This is a genomic window from Roseimicrobium sp. ORNL1, from assembly GCF_011044495.1.
GTDB lineage: Bacteria > Verrucomicrobiota > Verrucomicrobiia > Verrucomicrobiales > Verrucomicrobiaceae > Roseimicrobium.
Window position 1 is genome coordinate 3792099 of sequence record NZ_CP049143.1, and the last position, 16420, is coordinate 3808518.

The window sequence follows — 16420 nt, forward strand, 5'->3', positions numbered from 1 at the left end:
TGACGGCCCGGGTTAGTTCACCGCGTATTTGTCCATCTGTGCTACGAGGGTCTGCGCCTTGCGGCAGGTTTCCGGTTTGGCCAGGGCCGCAGTGGGGTTGGGACTTTCCGTCATGAGCATCTGCACGGACTTCAGCCGCGGATTGGTTTGCTGCATGCCCGGCAGCACCGGCGCGTCGCTCACGGTGACGCGCACGGTGAAGATGGCACTGGCGTCGCCATCTTTGACGCGGGTACCCTGGCCGTCGAAGATGTAGTCCTTGCTTCCGCCGCTCGTCTGCTGTTGCAGCACCTCGCTCCACTCCCGCATGCGGTAGTCCGCGGCGATTGCCTGCACAATGCGAGCCTCCGCGGCCACGTTGGCGGACTCGCGCAGGGCATCCAGGGAAAGAGGAATCATGCCCACGAGGGTGACGATTACCGAGGCGGCGATACCCACGGCAACCGCGGTTTCCGCGAGCGAGAATCCCGCCGAGGATTTTTTGGAGGCAGGTCGTTGGGGTTTCGTATTCATGGCGCAAAGGTTTTTCTTCCGATCACACGGAAGCGGTAGTAGTCGTCCAGCGAACCATCCTGGTCCGGATTGGCGATGAAGTCGGGCAGGCTGGGATCATTGGGATCCAGGTAGCGCTCGATGGTGGCGGATCCGCGCTGCTCGGCGGCGATGATGTCGGTCTCTTCGTCCCATTCGGCGGGCCCGGTGGAGCGCGCTTTTTTGAGCACCTGCACACGGTAGTGCACCTGGTAGATGTTGGACTTGGTGGTGAGGCGCGGGTAGAGCTGGTTGTAGGGGGATTCGCGCGTGTTGTCGCCCGTCAGCTCGAAGCCATCTTTCTGGGTATTGAGGTTGCCGTTCCACCACTCAGTCATTTCATCGTACTTCGGAGACTTGCTGGGTTTGCCATCGGAGCGCGGATAATAGGGCGAATCCTCGGAGCTGGTCTTGGTCTTGGGTTTGGGCACCAGGAAGATGTCGCAGATCTCAGAGGCGGAACGGAAGATGTCGCCCTGTTCGAAGCGGCGTTGGAAGCCCTTGACCGTCTCCTCGGCATTCACCTCATAGACGGTGTCGTATTTCAGCCAGTTTTCCCAACTCTTGTAACACTCCTCCAGTTGGGCCGGGCTGTGTGCAATGGTGGTGCCGTCCTTACACCAGGTAATTTCATGAGGAAGGGCATTGATGCGCACACTGCGCAACGCCGCATGCAAGCCTGTGGCCCGTTCGATATACGAGAAGGGCATGATCTGGCTGTTCATGTTGACCTTGCCCGCGGTGGAAAGCGGCTCGCTGATGGCATAAGGCTCCACGACGGGCATCCAGAACAGATCCAGCATCAAGTGATCGCGTGGCGCTTTGAAGCCATAGTGATCCGTCACCGCGGGATCCGCGGTGGAGGCACGTGACCGTGAAGGTGGATTCGGGCAGAAGAGCAGGGTCTGCCACGGGCTCACCTTGTTCGAGTTCGCGGGAATGGGATGCACGCCCGTGGGCAGCGAGCCAAAAGCGACGGCGGAACAGATCTGCCGATTGGGTGCGTAGGTTCTGCCGGAGTTCTCTTCAACATAACCGTCACGGGCGAAGTAGCCTTTCATTGGCCCGGTGGTGTCCCCCGTGATGCCCGTGTCATCCGGCTTGTTGATGTACGGACCATCTTCAATGCGGCCCATGCCATTGTCCCAGTCTCCAGGACGCCCCGTGCCGATGGCATTGTAGGCGCCGTCCAAACGATAAGGTGTTGCCGGCTGGCAGTCCTGCCAGTAGGCCACATCTTTGAGAAGACCATAGGCTTTATCAACCTTCGTAGGCGAGCTGATGACGTAGCCCGCCATTTGCCAGGTATGCTGCCTGCCCTGCGTGCCGGTAGTGAGATACGACGCTTCAAATCCACGCCCGTAGTGTCCGGTCCACGCCGTCCCTGCGTGACGGAGGGACTGAGCCTCCTCCTTGGTGGCGCTATCGTAGTCCGCATGTTTCGTGTAGTAGTCGGGCGTGATCTCACGCATGGCACACATTACCCGGAAGTCGCCCTTGGCTGGATTCGTGGCACTGGTCACCACGGAGCGCACCGTGTCCCCAAGAAGCAGGAGATAGTTTCGCGGGTCTTTTTTGTTCAGCCGCTCCTGCAGACTCATGTACACTTTGGCGTCCTCCCAATTGTTATGCGGAGCTCGGTTGGAATCCCAACGCAACTTCGGCACGGGCCACATACCCGCAGGTTTGGGGAAATTCAGGGTGGCCGTCTGGATGAGCGTGGAGTCGTTCAATTGCCCTGGCGGGCCGGCACCCAGGTGAATCTCCACCGTGATGGAACCGCCGGAGAACTGGAACTTGTCGGCGGTGGATACATCGATCTCCTGACTCACAAAGGGAAAGGAGTTCGTTTCATCCGCACCCGTCCCACCCGGCGCCACGTCCTTAACGCTCCCACTGGCTTTGTAGAATTGCGCGTGCATCGAGGTGTAGGCCGTGGAGTGCCCCCCGTCGCTGGCAGACCCGGCGGGCACCCAGGAACGGTTGACGGCACTGGCCGGAAATCCGAGCGGCTTCCCATTGGCCGTCCATCCTTCCAAACCCTTGATGCGGTAGCGCACATTGGGCGTGTAAGGCGGCATGCCCACCACCGGGGTGAATGGCTGTAGCACCACAAAGGCCCGCATTTTCTTCGTCTTGTCCGCTTTGTTGTCCTTGGGAGCCTTGTCGACGGGTTGATTATTACCTGTAGTGGGATCCTTTTCCATCTCCACCTCGGTGGCCATGAATACCACGGACGCCTCGATGATCGTGGGATAGCGGCCAAACGCCTTGAGCTTCGTGCCAAATTGCTCGGTGCTCGTACCAGAGGTGACGACCGGAACCGCGGAGGCTTCGGCAAGGAAGGTGGCATTGATGCCGGTATAGACGCGAGGGGGAATGTAGTGGTACTTCGGCGTGGTATAAGGGTTGGAAGCATTCACCCCCCAGCGGACCAGGTCGAACATGGAGAGCAGGATCTGGTTGCGATTCAGGGTGCCATACTTCTCATCAAATGTGGCGGCGCCGAATCCTGGCACACCCTTCTTGGTGAGTGTCTGCAGGTAGCCGAAGACCTTCTGATTTTGCGACAATGCGAAGTCCGCGGTGGGACTCTGGGATGAGCCCTGCTTGCTCGAATCATTCTCCCAAGTGGTGGCGCGCTGGAAGCAAGCCGTCTGGCCGGCTGCCGTGGTGCAGAAGGTCAGTAGCTTGTCTTTGGCCGTCCGCTTCGTGGTCTCGGCCTGGATGGGCCAGAGGGAGACGCGCGGACGGTTGAAGACATTCACCTCCGGCGAGCGGCTGTGTGCGGTGAGAAAGAAGCGGCTCATCTGCAAATCCGCTGCATCTACCGCACCGCCGGAGGGGTTCACCGCGCGCTGGGCGGTTCCGGCGTTGAAAGTGGAACCATAGAAAAACTCATCCACCGAGGTGAAGAGCCGCTCGCGCTTCATCGGGAGGCCCTCGGCATTGGTGGGCGTCTCCGTGCCTCCGCGTGACCCTTCGCCCGCCAGCCCCGGATTGGTCCGCGGGATCAGATCATAGATGCTCTTCAGGTAAGTCTGGTAGCTGGATTTGTTTGCGACCGTGCCATCCTTCAGCACGGTGGGAAGCTGAGGTTTGTAGCGATCGTCAAAAGCCTGGAGTACGGTACTGAGACACGTCATGGCCGGATGACCCGGGAAGCGCTGGAATTCGTTCTGTGCCGGGATGTAGTAGGCAAAATTGCGATCCGACCAGCTCACGGACCGGGGAACATCCCAGGGCGTGCCCTCGGCAGCGGTATTGAGGTTGACCTTGCAGCTTTCATCATCTGTCCAGAAGGCAATGCGGCCGATGATGGGATTGGCCCTGGTCACGACACTGGCGTCAAAGGTGGCCTTGTTACCGGAGCCGCCGCTGGGGACCACGAGACGGCCATTCTGCAGCACATAGAGCCAGCGGGCCGGCATGGGCAGCGGTTGCTCCGCGGTAGCGCCCGGCACGGTGGCGGTTTCCGCAATGCCAAAGCCCGCCACCTTTCCCTTCTTGCCACCCCCTGTGGGATCCTCAAGGGCAGTGGCATCAAGGATGGGATAGACGCGCCTGGTATTTCCCTCAGTGTTGATTCGGGCCACTGGCTCATTCAGATCCGTGAACTGCGCACGGGTTTCCTTCCACTTGCTAAGCGTGTCCGCCTCGGCGTTCGCATTGAAACTCGCTCCCGCTTCGGACATCTTGTCGGAGGAGTAGAGCCGCCATGCTGTATCCAGCCTGGCACGACCTCCTGGTCCTCCGGCCCCCGTGCCGAACACGCGAATCATGCCGGGCTGTGAAGCCCAGGACTTTGTCATCCCCAGGCCTGAGGTGGCCTGCCGGATCTGCCCCATGATGATGCTCACGGGCATGTCCGAGAGGGTTCGAACCTGAGAGGACTGGCTGAACGCGGACGAGGAACGCGTCTCAGACGAGCCCATGGACAGGAGTGCCAGCACCAGCACCATGAGCAGGGCCATGATGGCGAGCACCATGACAATGGCCATGCCAGATGGCCTCACTCGCCTGGATGTGAATCGCTGTTTCATCGTGGTATACGATTTTCTAGTACAGAGTGATATTACATAGTACTCATAGGGCGGCGGCGGCGATGCGTGACAAGCAACGTAAGGCCGCCCAGCAGGAGGAGAGCCCGGTCAGGCTCAGGCACGACCGCCACCGCGATGTAGAACCCACTGGCGTCCGCGGAAGTGATCCAACTGAGTCCCGAATCCAGCGTAGGAAGGTCCAGCGTGGTGAAGCCGCCCGTAAACTTCGTGCCCGCGGTGACACCAGACCAGTCGAGCAACCGCCACTTGTCCCCTTCCGCCCAATCCGTGGCGGAGAAGGTGGTGGTATCCGTGACCTTCAGCGTGCCGCTGAGGACGATACTGGTATCGCTAAAGAGGAAAAGCTGATCATTCGATGCCGCGGGATTCTCGCCACCGAGATTGTCATAGATATCGAACTCCAGCGTGCCCAGGAGTGAGATGGTGCCCGCCCCGCTGGTGGCCAGGTCCAGGGTCTCGCTGGCGATGTCACCGGTGTTGCCCACCTCGATCACGCCGCCGCTGTTCACGGTGATACTCTGCGTTCCCCCGAGGACTCCCACTCTGCCGATGCCACCCAATCTGCCCGCGGATTCCACAATGACATTTCCCGTACCCGTTGCAGAACCGGTGGCATTGTTGGCCAGCAGACGGCCTGCGCTTACCGTGGTGGCGCCGGTATAGGTATTAGCACTGGTAACGGAAACAGAGCCGGCGGTGGTTTTCGTCAAAGCACCGCTGCCACCGAGGATGCCGCTGACCGTGCCGCTTTGCATCGAATAGGAAGAGGCCGTGATCACACCGGTAGTGCCGGTGATGGAGCCGCTGACGAGCGTGAGGCCACCCACCGTTTCGGCATTGGCACCGATGTCGAGCGCACCGCCATTCACGGTCACAGTGCCTGTATCAGCCAGGGTGTTCGTGGCATGTCCCAAGGCAAGTGTGCCTCCGGTGATGGACGTGCCCCCGGTGTAGGTGTTCGTGCCCGAAAGGGTGAGCACTCCCGCTCCACTCTTGGTGAGTCCGCCACTGGTATTGGCTGCCAGACTGATGGTGCCGGCCGTCGCGGCGGTGGTAGCGCCACCGCCATGAAGTGTGACGGTGAGCACATCACCAACCACATAACCCGTGCCCGGATTGGTGATCACAAAGCCGGTGACGACCCCGCTGACGACCGTCGCAATCGCCGTGGCTCCGCTGCCGGAACCACCACTGAGGACCACCACGGGCGTATCGACATATCCGGAGCCGCCATCGGTCACGGCGATGGAACTCACGCCGCTGCCAGTGGGCGCCTGCAGCGGCTGCGCGATGGTGATATCAAAACCACCCGAATCGATTTTCGCGCCGCCGCTGTAAACGAAAGCATTGGTGAGGCCGGTCATGAAGGTGGCGTTGGTCGCGTTGGCCTTCAGGGTGCCGCCGTTGAAATTGAACGTGCCTGTGCCTGCTCCCTTAATCACGCGGTTGGTGGTGATGGTGCCGCCCAGAAGGTTGACCGTGCCGTTGCTGTTGGCCACCTGTCCGAAGATCAGTCCGTTGACCGCCAGGTTGACGTTTGCGGAATCGGAGACGTTCAGGGTCCCAAGGCCGTTCTCACCTACGAACATGCCACCATTGCCACCCGTCGCGTTGAAGGTCGCTGTGCCACTGGCATTGTACACCCCGATGGATCCCGCGCCGCCGGCTCCGATGGTCATGCGGTTTGCTGCGAGCGTGATGTCGCCGTTGCTGTGATTCAAGATGGCGCGGTCATTGTTGAACCCAACCACAAACCAGCTCGCGCTCGCGACCGTGCCACCACTCATAGACATGGCGGCAAAGGCGCCCGCGCCGCGCCCGAGATGAAACTCACTTCCCGTAGTAATGGCGCCGGAGGTCATCTTCACAAAACCCCGGCTGTTTGCCACCGAGCCCACGGCGATGCTGGGGCTGGTGTTCTTGGAAGCGTTCAACGTGCCGCCTTCGATGGAGAGTATGGCATTGAGATTTGCAGCGCTTCCCACCGTGACGATCCCAACGTTGGCGGTATTGGGCGCATTGACCACTCCGCTGATTCTGAGCGTACCTTGATTGACGATGGTGGCCCCGGTGAAGGTGTTCTGCCCGGCAAGTTCCAGCGTTCCTGTACCCGCCTTGGTCAATCCCAAGCCGGCGCCACTAATGACACCGCCGACGGTCAGGGTGCCTGTTCCTTGAGTGGTCACCGTGCGGTTCGTGCCAAGAGTCACGGCACCCGTACCGAGATTCAAGTTGTTGGCTCCGCCGAAGATGAAGTCAGCATTCCAGGCCATCGCGTTGTTGGTCCCCAGGGTGACGAGCGAGCCGCTGGTGTTGTTGATGGTGCCGCCATTGATCGTGAAGGTTCCCGTGCCGAGAGCAGAGTTGCTCGCACCTGTGCCACTGCTGTTGATGTTCAGGGTCGTGGCTGCGGAGAGCGTGGTGCCGCCCGAGTAGGTGTTGTTGCCCGAGAAGGTGAATGCCCCCGTGCCCGCCAGAGTCAGTGCGCGAGCCCCACTGATGGCGGAGGTGATGGTGGCGGCGTTGCTGGAGTTGTTCGTCCACGTCTGATTGGAGCCCAGAATGACTTGCTGCGCGGTGATGGAAAGAGCTCCGGCTCCTGCATTAATTGTCAGCGCAGTGGGATCCACCAGCGTGAGGGAGTTCGCACCGCCAATGCCCACGGCGTTGGTCGTGGCAATCGTCAATGACCTGATGGCGATATTGGCGCCCAGGGTGGTATTGTTTTCCAGAGCCGCACCTGTGGCGGAGAAGGTCACTGCCGAAGTACCATCAAGCAATCCACCCACATCGGTGGTTCCGGCGGCATCACTGGTGAAGTTGGTGTTGCCGGCATTGTTGGTACTCCAGAAACCGTCCACGTCTCCCTTCCAGTAAGCGACAGGCGGAGCCGTACTGGCCAAGACGGAGAGTGTCAGCGTATTGCCGCCGGTGACGTTCAAGGCAAGATTGAAGCCAGCCAGCGAAGAACTGTAGAGCTGGAAATTGGCGAGATTGATGCCCGTTGCGCCTGTGATCAGATTGTAAGTGCCTGCGCCGTAGCCGGCCAAGTTCAGCAAATTGACGGAAGCAATGCCACTGCTGAACGTGAATGGGCCGCCCGTGAGCCCAATCGAGTCGCCAGTAGCGCCGAGATCAAAGAAAAGTGAATTGCCCCCGGTGAGTGTCAGCCCGCTGGAGAGAGTCAGCGTGCCCACGGTGCCGTCTTGCAGGTTGATGGCAGAGCCTGACCCCGCGAGGGTGACCAGACCGGCGATGGAACCGGTGCCGCCAAGCACTCCCGCAGTGCCCACGTTGACACTTGTATTTCCAAGCCGCCCATTGATGCGGAGCATGCCGCCCGTGATCTGCGTGGTGCCCGTGTAGGTGTTGATACCAGAGAACGTCTGCGTGCCGGTTCCGGCCTTGATGATGCTCAGCGAAGATGCCAGCCCATTGCTGATGGCACCACCAAAGGTCTCTGTGCCGGTCCCCGTAAGTGTCAGTGTTGGGGATCCCACCGCGTTGTTGGAGGTGATGCTCACAGCGGACGCATCGTCCTGCGTACGGAGCAAGCCGGTACTCTGACTGTTTCCATTCAGGTCAATCGTGGTGCCTACGCCCATGGTCACGGTGCCGGAGCCAAGCACACCGGTGTTCGCGTTGTTCACGATGACGCTGCCTCCAGCGACGGTTAGACCGCCACTGTAGGCGTTGGCGCCGCCGCTCAAGGTGAGCGCTCCCGCTCCTGCCTTCGTGAAGAGACCGGTGCCGGTGATGTTTCCCGAGAGGGTCGAGGCATTGCCGTTCGTATCGAAGGTGCCCGCGCCCGTGAGCGTGATGGCCTTGCCGGTGGCAATACCACCTGCAGCCGCCTGCAACGTCCCACCATTGAACGTGATGCCGTTGGTCGTGTCGCCGCCATTGATGCCAGCGGTCGAGGCGCGCAGGATGCCTCCATTCAGAGAGATGAGTCCAGTAAAGGTATTGTTGCCGCTGAGATGCAGTGTCCCCGCGCCGGCTTTGGTCACGGCAGAACCGCTCAATACCCCGGACACCAACAAATCCACCCCGCTCGCAGTCGCACCCTGCGCACTGGTGAAGACGATGGGGCCCGCATCGCGAGCCACCACATTCGCGGTGACGGTGGACGTCACCGTGCTGGCGATGGTGGTGATGCCAAAGCCGTTGGTGAAGTTGTAAGCGCCACCCCCGGTCGAAGTCATCGTGCCCCCGGTCAGGGAAAAGTTGGTCCGGAGGCCCTGATTGCCTGCCGTGGTGTTGTTCAGCGTGCCACCATTGATATTCACCTGGGCTACACGCGTGGCGTCATTGTTGAAACCCAGGGCATCGACGGCTGAAAGGTTTACCAGGGCTCCGCTGTTAATCGTCAGCGCTCCACGAATAGCCCCGGAGCCACCACCTGCCGCAAGCGTCAGGGTCCCGGAGTTCACCACCGTGTTGCCAGTGTAGGTGTTGATAAGATTGAAGGTGGCGACACCGCTGAAAGGATCTCCGCCTGCGGCGCTCAACCCGCCGAACGTCACGCCACCCGCCCCGCTGATGATCCCTGTCTGGGCCAGGTTTCCGTTCCCCGTGAAAGTGACGCCAAAGCCTCCGTTCGTTACCGCACCGAGCGAAAGCGTGGTCGTGCCACCGGCGGTAGGATTCACAATATGAAAAACGGGAGCGGCGGTGAACGTAGTCGCTCCTACAGCTACGCCCGCCGCTCCACTGGTGACATTGCTGCCACCAGCAATCGTCAAACGTTGGGCACCTATGGAAAGTGTGCCCAAGGTGTGTGTTACACCCGCACCCGCGGTCAGACGATCAGAGGTAAGGCGCGCATCACCCGTGATGGTGGTGTTGCGGCCAAAGTTTAATGCGGTGTCATTGGCGAGCTGCAGCTCGCCGCCAGCCAGGGACAGCGTGCCTGCGCCTAGCGCAGACGCGCTCGTAGTGGCCCGGAGCACACCGGAATTCACCGTCGTCGCGCCGGCATAGGTATTCGTGCCCGACAAGACAAGCGTGCCTGCGCCGCTCTTGGTGAGAGCGCTGGTGCCATTGTTGAGGATCGCCGTGGTGATCGACAGTGCATCGTTCACCCCATCCGTGCGGATCACCAACTCAGCTCCACTCGCGGCCTGGATTCCCGTGCCTCCACTGATGATGGAACCACCAGCGACATTCTCCGACTTCAAAATGCCGCTCACCGTGAGCGTGGCTCCGCCTGCCAGCGTGACGTTGTGATTACCATGGATGTTCAGCGTGGTGAAGGTGGTGGTAGCCTGCGCGGTGATGGCGCCGGTGGTCTGCACATGAGTGCCTGTCAGCGTCGCCCCTCCCACGAAAGTATCCGCACCGGCATCCACTCCGTACTGAAGATCGCGCACAAATCCCGTCGCATCATAGAACGCATACCGGCTGCCACCGAAGAAGGTGCCGGTGTTCATGAAGGCGCCCGTGGTGACACCCGTGAGGACAATTTTGTTGGTGGTGCCATTGACACCGCCCGACACTACAAAGTTGCCGGTGGCCCCTGCGGAACGCGCGTAAGACGCAAATGTCAGCGTGGTGTTCCCACTGCCACCATAGGTGGAGGTCACCGTGCCTTCGCCCGTGGTGAAGGTCAGCGCGCCCATTCCCTGGCTGCTGCCAGCGGCTTCGTTGAATTCAATGGCACCGGTGCCGGTGAAATTGAGCGCGGTGCCCGTGGTGCCATTGAGGGAACCCGTCGTTCCGTTGCCTACCTTCAGAAGACCGCCACGGATGGTGGTCGCGCCGGTGTAGGCATTCGCCCCGGTAATCTGCATCGTTCCGTTTCCGGTCTTGAGCAGGGAACCTCCGGTGGTGCTATTCGGAACCCACACCAACCTGGCGGAAACCAGGAGATCCGTATTCGCATTGGCTGTGGCGTCCGCGACATCGAACGTGATGGTTCCATTGAGCATTACCCCGTTCGCCACGGTGTCCGCCACATCGGTATTGATGGTCGAAGCGACGCTTCCGCGGACCGTCACCGTGTTCGAAAGGATGATCCCCTGGAAGAGATTGCTGAATCCATTTCCGGTGGTCAGTGTGCCGCCGTTCATGGTGATGGGACCCAGGACGTTGGCATCACCGCCACTCACTCCACCTCCCACCGTCGTCACCGCCGAGCGAACGAGCGCGCCTTCATTGATGATGATACGCACCTGCGGGGTCGAGGTAGCACTCCCCAAGATGTTTCCGTTGGTCATGAGCAGCGTGCCGCCATTGTTCACGGTGATAGTCCTGCCTGCCGTCTGGCCGTTACCCAAGGCAGTTGTCGTGGGGTTGGCGACATTTCTTTGAAGGTTAGCGACCAATGTTCCAGCGTTCACCACAATATTCCCCGTGAACGAATTCTGGGCGGTGAGCGTGAGGCTGCCAGAGCCGGTCTTGATCAGGTTACCCGCGCCACTCAGCACACCACTGTAGGTGGTGTTTGCTCCATTGGCACCCACCGTGAGATTGACGTTTGCGCCAGTGACATCAGTGAGCGCAAACGCGCCTGTTCCCGCCAATCCACCAAGGTTGTAGTTCAGCACGCCGCCGGCAAAGGTCACACCGTTGGCTGCATTGTTTGTCAGAGTGCTGTTCTGCACAGCATTGGCATTCGCAAGTCTCAATACACCTGCGGAAATGGTCGTGGCTCCGGTATGAGCATTGGCACCGGAGAGCACCCAGGTGCCCGTGCCGGCCTTCGTGATGGCCAGTGCCGCCGCACCACCATTAGAAATACCACCACTGATGGTGCCGCCTCCCGCTCCGGTGAGCGTGAGGGTCTTGGCACCTGCGACTCCACCGCTGCCACCACTGATGGGCCCGGTGAAGTTCAACAGCATCGACGTATTGTTGTTGGTGAACGTGTAGGCCTGCGCTGTCGCATCTGTTCCCAACACCAGCGCCGCCTGAATCAACTGGTTGTTGACGGTATTGGCGTTCATCGTGATACTGCCCCCGTTATTCAGCGTCAGCGTCTGGTTTCCTGCGCCGCCTGAACCGATGACATAGGATGACGCCCATGTGCTATCAAAGAGCAATGACTGCACAGTGATTCCCGCCCCGAGGTTGATCACCGTATTGCCATTGCCTGCATTGCTGAAGATCGCGGTGTCACCGGTGCCGGGCACCATGCCGGTGTTCCAGTTGGTCGTCGTACCCCAGGCGGCATCTGTCGTGCCATTCCATGTCGCTGTAGCCGCAGGTGCGGGTTGCGACGCCAGCAGGAGGGCACAAGCGCCCACGATGGCAGAGGCGAGTCCTGACAATCCGGTTCGCGGGCCACAGTGACTGATGATGTTTTTTTCCATGATTGAGAAGCGATGCGAATGGAGGCTCTAACAAAGTGAGATCTGCAGCCCTGACGGGAGGCGAAAAATCCGGCTCAGAACTTGATGCCCGTGATGAAGTCGTGATCGACGCAGGTCAGAGGCACAGAGATATCTGCGCTCGGCGCATCTGACGGAGTGCGTGTGATCCACATGCGATCCATCGTGAAGGATTCGCCTCCTGATTGATTGTTCCCATCAGACGACCTTTGGTAACGATCCGTCGCGCTGCGTCCGCAGGCATCCTGCCGGTGTGCTGGCTGGAATGGCTGGTATTCCGCGCTCATTTATTCGACGTATCGATGTTTCATCAAACAGTGCGCAGCTTGCTCTGCGTCTTCCGGCGGCGGCTGCGGAAGGTCCGCGGAGTCTCGCCCGTGTGCTGACGGAACTGGCGCGTGAAGGCGCTCTGGTCGTAGAACCCATGATTCAGCGCGACCTCCGCAATCGAGCTTTCCGTGGCCAGGAGTTCATCACTCGCTGCCTGGATGCGCGTGCGCACGATGAACTCCTGGGTGCTCATGCGATACGTCTTCTGGAAGCGCCGGTTGAGCTGGCGCTCGGAGAGGTGGGCGATTTGGGCGAGATCCGCCACGGCGAGGCGCTCCCGAAAGTGGAGATGGATGTGGTCCACCACCTTCTGCAGCTGCTCGTCATCTTCACCGCCTCCCGAGCCCCCGTGATAGGGGCGGACAAAGCCCATGACTCCAATCACCTCGCCATGGGCGTCGAGAATGGGCAGTTTCGTGGTGACAAACCAGTCCTTGGCCCGTGTGCGCGCATAGAGCGCCTCCACCCGATCGATAACAGGCTGGCGGGTCTGCATGACATGCAGGTCATCCTGCCGGATGGCCCGCGCGACAAACGGCGGATGGATCGTCGAGTCACTCACCCCAAGCAACTCCTCCTCTCGCGTGGCTCCGATGCGGCGAAGCATACCCTCGCCGATGGCGACGAACCGTCCTTCCGTGTCCTTGGCAAAGAAATCCGTGTCCGGCAGATGCTCGAACAGCATGCGGAACTGCTGCATCAGTCCCATGCGCTTGAAGAATGCTTTTTGAAATTCGCGTGGCTCCTTGATGGGCTGTTTCCCCTCCGTGGAAGACGGCTCAGCCTCCACACCTGAAACGGAGATGGTGAGGCGTGGCGTGTCGGAGGCCCGCTGGATCCGTGATCCTGCCAGACCCTCGAGGCGGGTCAAATGGTCCGGTGACGCTTGTCGCGTCTGCGGCATGAAGGATAGGTGGCTTCCGAGGAACATGGTGAGGAGCGGGGAAGCGCCGGAGCAACAAACCGGCGGGTGGGTGAATGCGATGTCGTTACTCCCCAAGCGTAGTGATCCCCCTCATGGGCATCTACAGAACGAATGTTCTGTTTTGCCGGTGTTGCTTCTGAACCGGGTCTGGCGCTCAATGGCACCGATGAGGTATTCTTGGAATACTTCACTCGCCGCTCCTCCCTCCATGACCTTCCAGTATCGATGTGCCAGCAGGCTCCTCACGTGGCTTGTCGCGTCCGGCATGTGCTTTGCCGGATCAGGTCTGGTCGCAGAGGGAGAGCCCGCGGAGTCTTCCTGGCTCTATCATTCCTGGCAGACGGATGATGGACTGCCCAACAACGATGTGACCGCCGTGACGCAGGCACACGATGGCGCCATGCTCTTCGCCACACAAAGCGGGCTGGCGCGGTTTGATGGCTGGAGGTTGCTGGAACCAGCGGACTTGCCCAAGACATGGAGTTCACGCGGGATCGGGGGCGTGATGTCTTCCCGGGATGGCACCCTGTGGCTTGCCACCAGTGTGGGCCTGGTCGCACATCGCGTGGGAAAAGAGCCCCAAGTGGTCGCTCAAGAGCTGGCTCGTGACGGCCGACTCAATGCGTTCTTTGAGCAAGCGGATGGCACCATCTGGCTGAGCCACGAGAAAGCAGGAGTCTTCCGGCTAAGAAATGGGCTCCTCGCCAATGTCACCAGCGTGAGCCGGCCTGGAAATCCTCCCGTCCGATATAGTGCCCAGATGGTGGCACAGGATGGACGGGGTGCCATTTGGGCAGCAGGACGTGAGATCCTGGCCCGGTGGCAGGGCGACACGTTCGAGTGGGTGGCCGACCTTCCCGACGCAGTCACACTGTTGTGCAAAGCAAAAGAGGGCGGCCTGTGGATCGTTTGCGGCAGGCAATTGTTAAGATTCACCGAGGCGGAAGGGCTGAAGACCGTGGCCACACTGCCCATCGGTCCCCCCGGCACCCGTCCCTCTGCCATTTTGGAAGATGAGCATGAGCGCCTCTGGATAGGGACATTCGCAGACGGCCTCTACCTCAGAGAGGGTAGTTCATTTGAGAAAATCCCGCTGTCCAACTATGACGTGTGGTCGCTCTGTGAAGACCACGAAAGCAATCTCTGGGCTGGCACCGGCGGTGGCGGCGTGTGCCTGGTGCGGCCACGCGTGCTTGAGACGCTCCGCGAGGAAAACGCTCCCACCTTGCAAACCGCGCGCAGTTTGTGCACGGATGCACGTGGCGATATCTGGGTGGCTATGCAAACGGGGCAACTCTACACCAAGCGCTCCGGAAACTGGCGGCACCTGAGGGCTCCTGAGAACTGGCCCGGCCCCCTGGCGACCTGCGTTACGGCGGATACGCTCGGCAATGTCTGGATCGGCGCCAGCGAGAATCGCGTGGTGCGCTGGGACGGTAGCAAGTATGAAATCGCACCTCTCCCTCCCGCGCGCGAAGGCCAGTTGCGCATCAGAGCCATTATGGTAGCACGCAATGGGGAAGTCTGGATCGCCCAGGCGGAGTCAGTCACGCACGGAGAGCCCGGCATGTGGATCTCACTCCAACTCCCACCGGACGCCGGAGAGATTCACGCCCTGGCACAGGATATGGAGGGGCGCATCTGGGTGGGCACCCTGGGCAGCCGTCTTCTGCTGGCGCAGGGTGACGCGCTCCTGGATCGAACGCCGCCCGGATTCCCCGGAGACGGCGGCATCCGTACGATCCTGGCCACCGACGATGGCTGCCTCTGGGTCGGCACTGGAGGTGATGGACTCGTCCGCGTGAAAGAGGGCCGCTGTTCGGTACTCACCACAGCCAACGGTCTGCGGCACAATGTGGTCTCCCAACTGATACTGGACCACAAGGGACGGCTCTGGGGCGCGGGAGATCGCGGCATTTTCCTTCTCTCCCTGGACGAACTCAACGCCGTGGCGGACGGCCGTGCGGAGAGATTTCACACCATGGCGTTTGGCGCCAGCGAGGGTGCCCCGAGTCTGCAGGCAAACAGCGGCTATGCTCCCAACACTATGCTGGCGCCTGACAACCGCTTGTGGTTCTCCTCGCGAAGCAGCGGCATTGTCATCGCCAACCCCGAGCTGCCGGGAGGGAACAAGTCCGCGCCACCAGTTGCAATCGAGGAATTCGTGGCCAACGGTAAAACGGTGCCAGATGGCATCCCAGGCCCAGCCGAGATTGGTCCTGGGATCATCAGTGCGCGCTTCCAGCTCAGCGCAAAAAGCTACACTGCCCGCGAGAATGTCGTGTTGCAGCACCGGCTTTCCGGAGTGGACGCAGGGTGGGTGGCCAGCGGACGGGATCGCATCGCAAGCTACGCCTCCCTCGATCCCGGCAGCTATATCCTGCGCGTGCGCGCGATGAACAATGACGGCGTATGGAGCAAGCGGGACGCCACACTCGCATTCACCGTCACCCCTTTCTTCTGGCAGCGTACATGGTTTCGCGTGGTGGCCGCAATAGCAGCACTCTCTCTGGCCGCGCTGGTGGCCAATACCTTCACGTCATGGAGGGTACATCGGCAGAACGTTCTTCTAAGGCAGGAGGTGGCGGTGAGAAGAGAGCGGGCCCGCATTGCAAGGGATGTTCACGATCAAATCGGCGCGAGCCTCACGGAGATCTCCATGCTCTCCGATCTGGCCCAGGCAGATGGCGCCGCCTCCACCTCCTACCTGCCACGTCTCGCGCGCACCGCCCGGAAGGCCGCGGCAGAAATGGACGAAATCGTCTGGGCCATTAACCCCGAGCACGACAACCTCGCCAGCCTGTTGGACTACATCGGCCAGCAAGCCATGGATCTGACGGGCGCTGCGGGCGTGCGCTGCCGACTGGACTTCCCCGATGAGATCCCCACAAAGCACCTCACGGCCGACTTCCGGCACCACCTTCTACTTATTGTTCGCGAAGCCGTGAACAACACCATCAAGCACGCCTCTTCGAACGAAGTTCATATCGAGGTCATCCCAGGCGATAGCGAGCTCCGTGTGACTGTCACCGACAATGGACAGGGATTCGAGCCCGGCGCAGTCACCACGGGGGGCGATGGACTCGCCAATATGAATACTCGCGCTACGGCCTTGCGCGGCACATTGCAGATCCGTAGCAAGCCTAGTGCCGGCACTTCGATTATCGTGCGCCTGCCCTGGCCGTCGGATGACTCCCCTATGGCTACTACAGCGTCGAACCACCCATAACGCCCCTCCC

Annotated in this window: 6 protein-coding genes; 1 reads left to right on the plus strand and 5 read right to left on the minus strand. The window is 60.7% G+C overall.

The genetic code is table 11. From position 1 onward, the window contains the following. Window positions 1-12: 12 nt before the first annotated feature. The 5 genes from vccB to G5S37_RS15470 form a co-directional block, all read right to left on the minus strand. Entirely contained in the window at window positions 13-513 is a 501-nt protein-coding gene (gene vccB / locus G5S37_RS15450; RefSeq protein WP_165205368.1) for a Verru_Chthon cassette protein B, read from the minus strand. Then, entirely contained in the window at window positions 510-4532 is a 4023-nt protein-coding gene (vccA, locus tag G5S37_RS15455) for a Verru_Chthon cassette protein A (RefSeq protein ID WP_165205369.1), read from the minus strand. The genes vccB and vccA overlap by 4 nt, the downstream gene beginning before the upstream one ends. Before the next feature lie 74 nt (window positions 4533-4606). Next, complete coding sequence (locus G5S37_RS15460) at window positions 4607-11908, minus strand: autotransporter-associated beta strand repeat-containing protein (RefSeq protein ID WP_165205370.1); 7302 nt, start codon at window positions 11906-11908, stop codon at window positions 4607-4609. A gap of 74 nt (window positions 11909-11982) precedes the next feature. Further along, complete coding sequence (locus G5S37_RS15465; protein ID WP_165205371.1) at window positions 11983-12213, minus strand: hypothetical protein; 231 nt, start codon at window positions 12211-12213, stop codon at window positions 11983-11985. A gap of 23 nt (window positions 12214-12236) precedes the next feature. Next, entirely contained in the window at window positions 12237-13127 is an 891-nt protein-coding gene (locus G5S37_RS15470; RefSeq protein ID WP_240914882.1) for an AraC family transcriptional regulator, read from the minus strand. A gap of 220 nt (window positions 13128-13347) precedes the next feature. On the opposite strand from G5S37_RS15470, the gene G5S37_RS15475 reads away from it, so the two are divergent. Further along, window positions 13348-16410 carry a sensor histidine kinase gene (locus tag G5S37_RS15475; protein WP_165205372.1) on the plus strand — a complete coding sequence of 1021 codons (3063 nt, stop codon included), beginning with the start codon at window positions 13348-13350 and terminating at the stop codon, window positions 16408-16410. The last annotated feature ends 10 nt before the right edge of the window (window positions 16411-16420 follow it).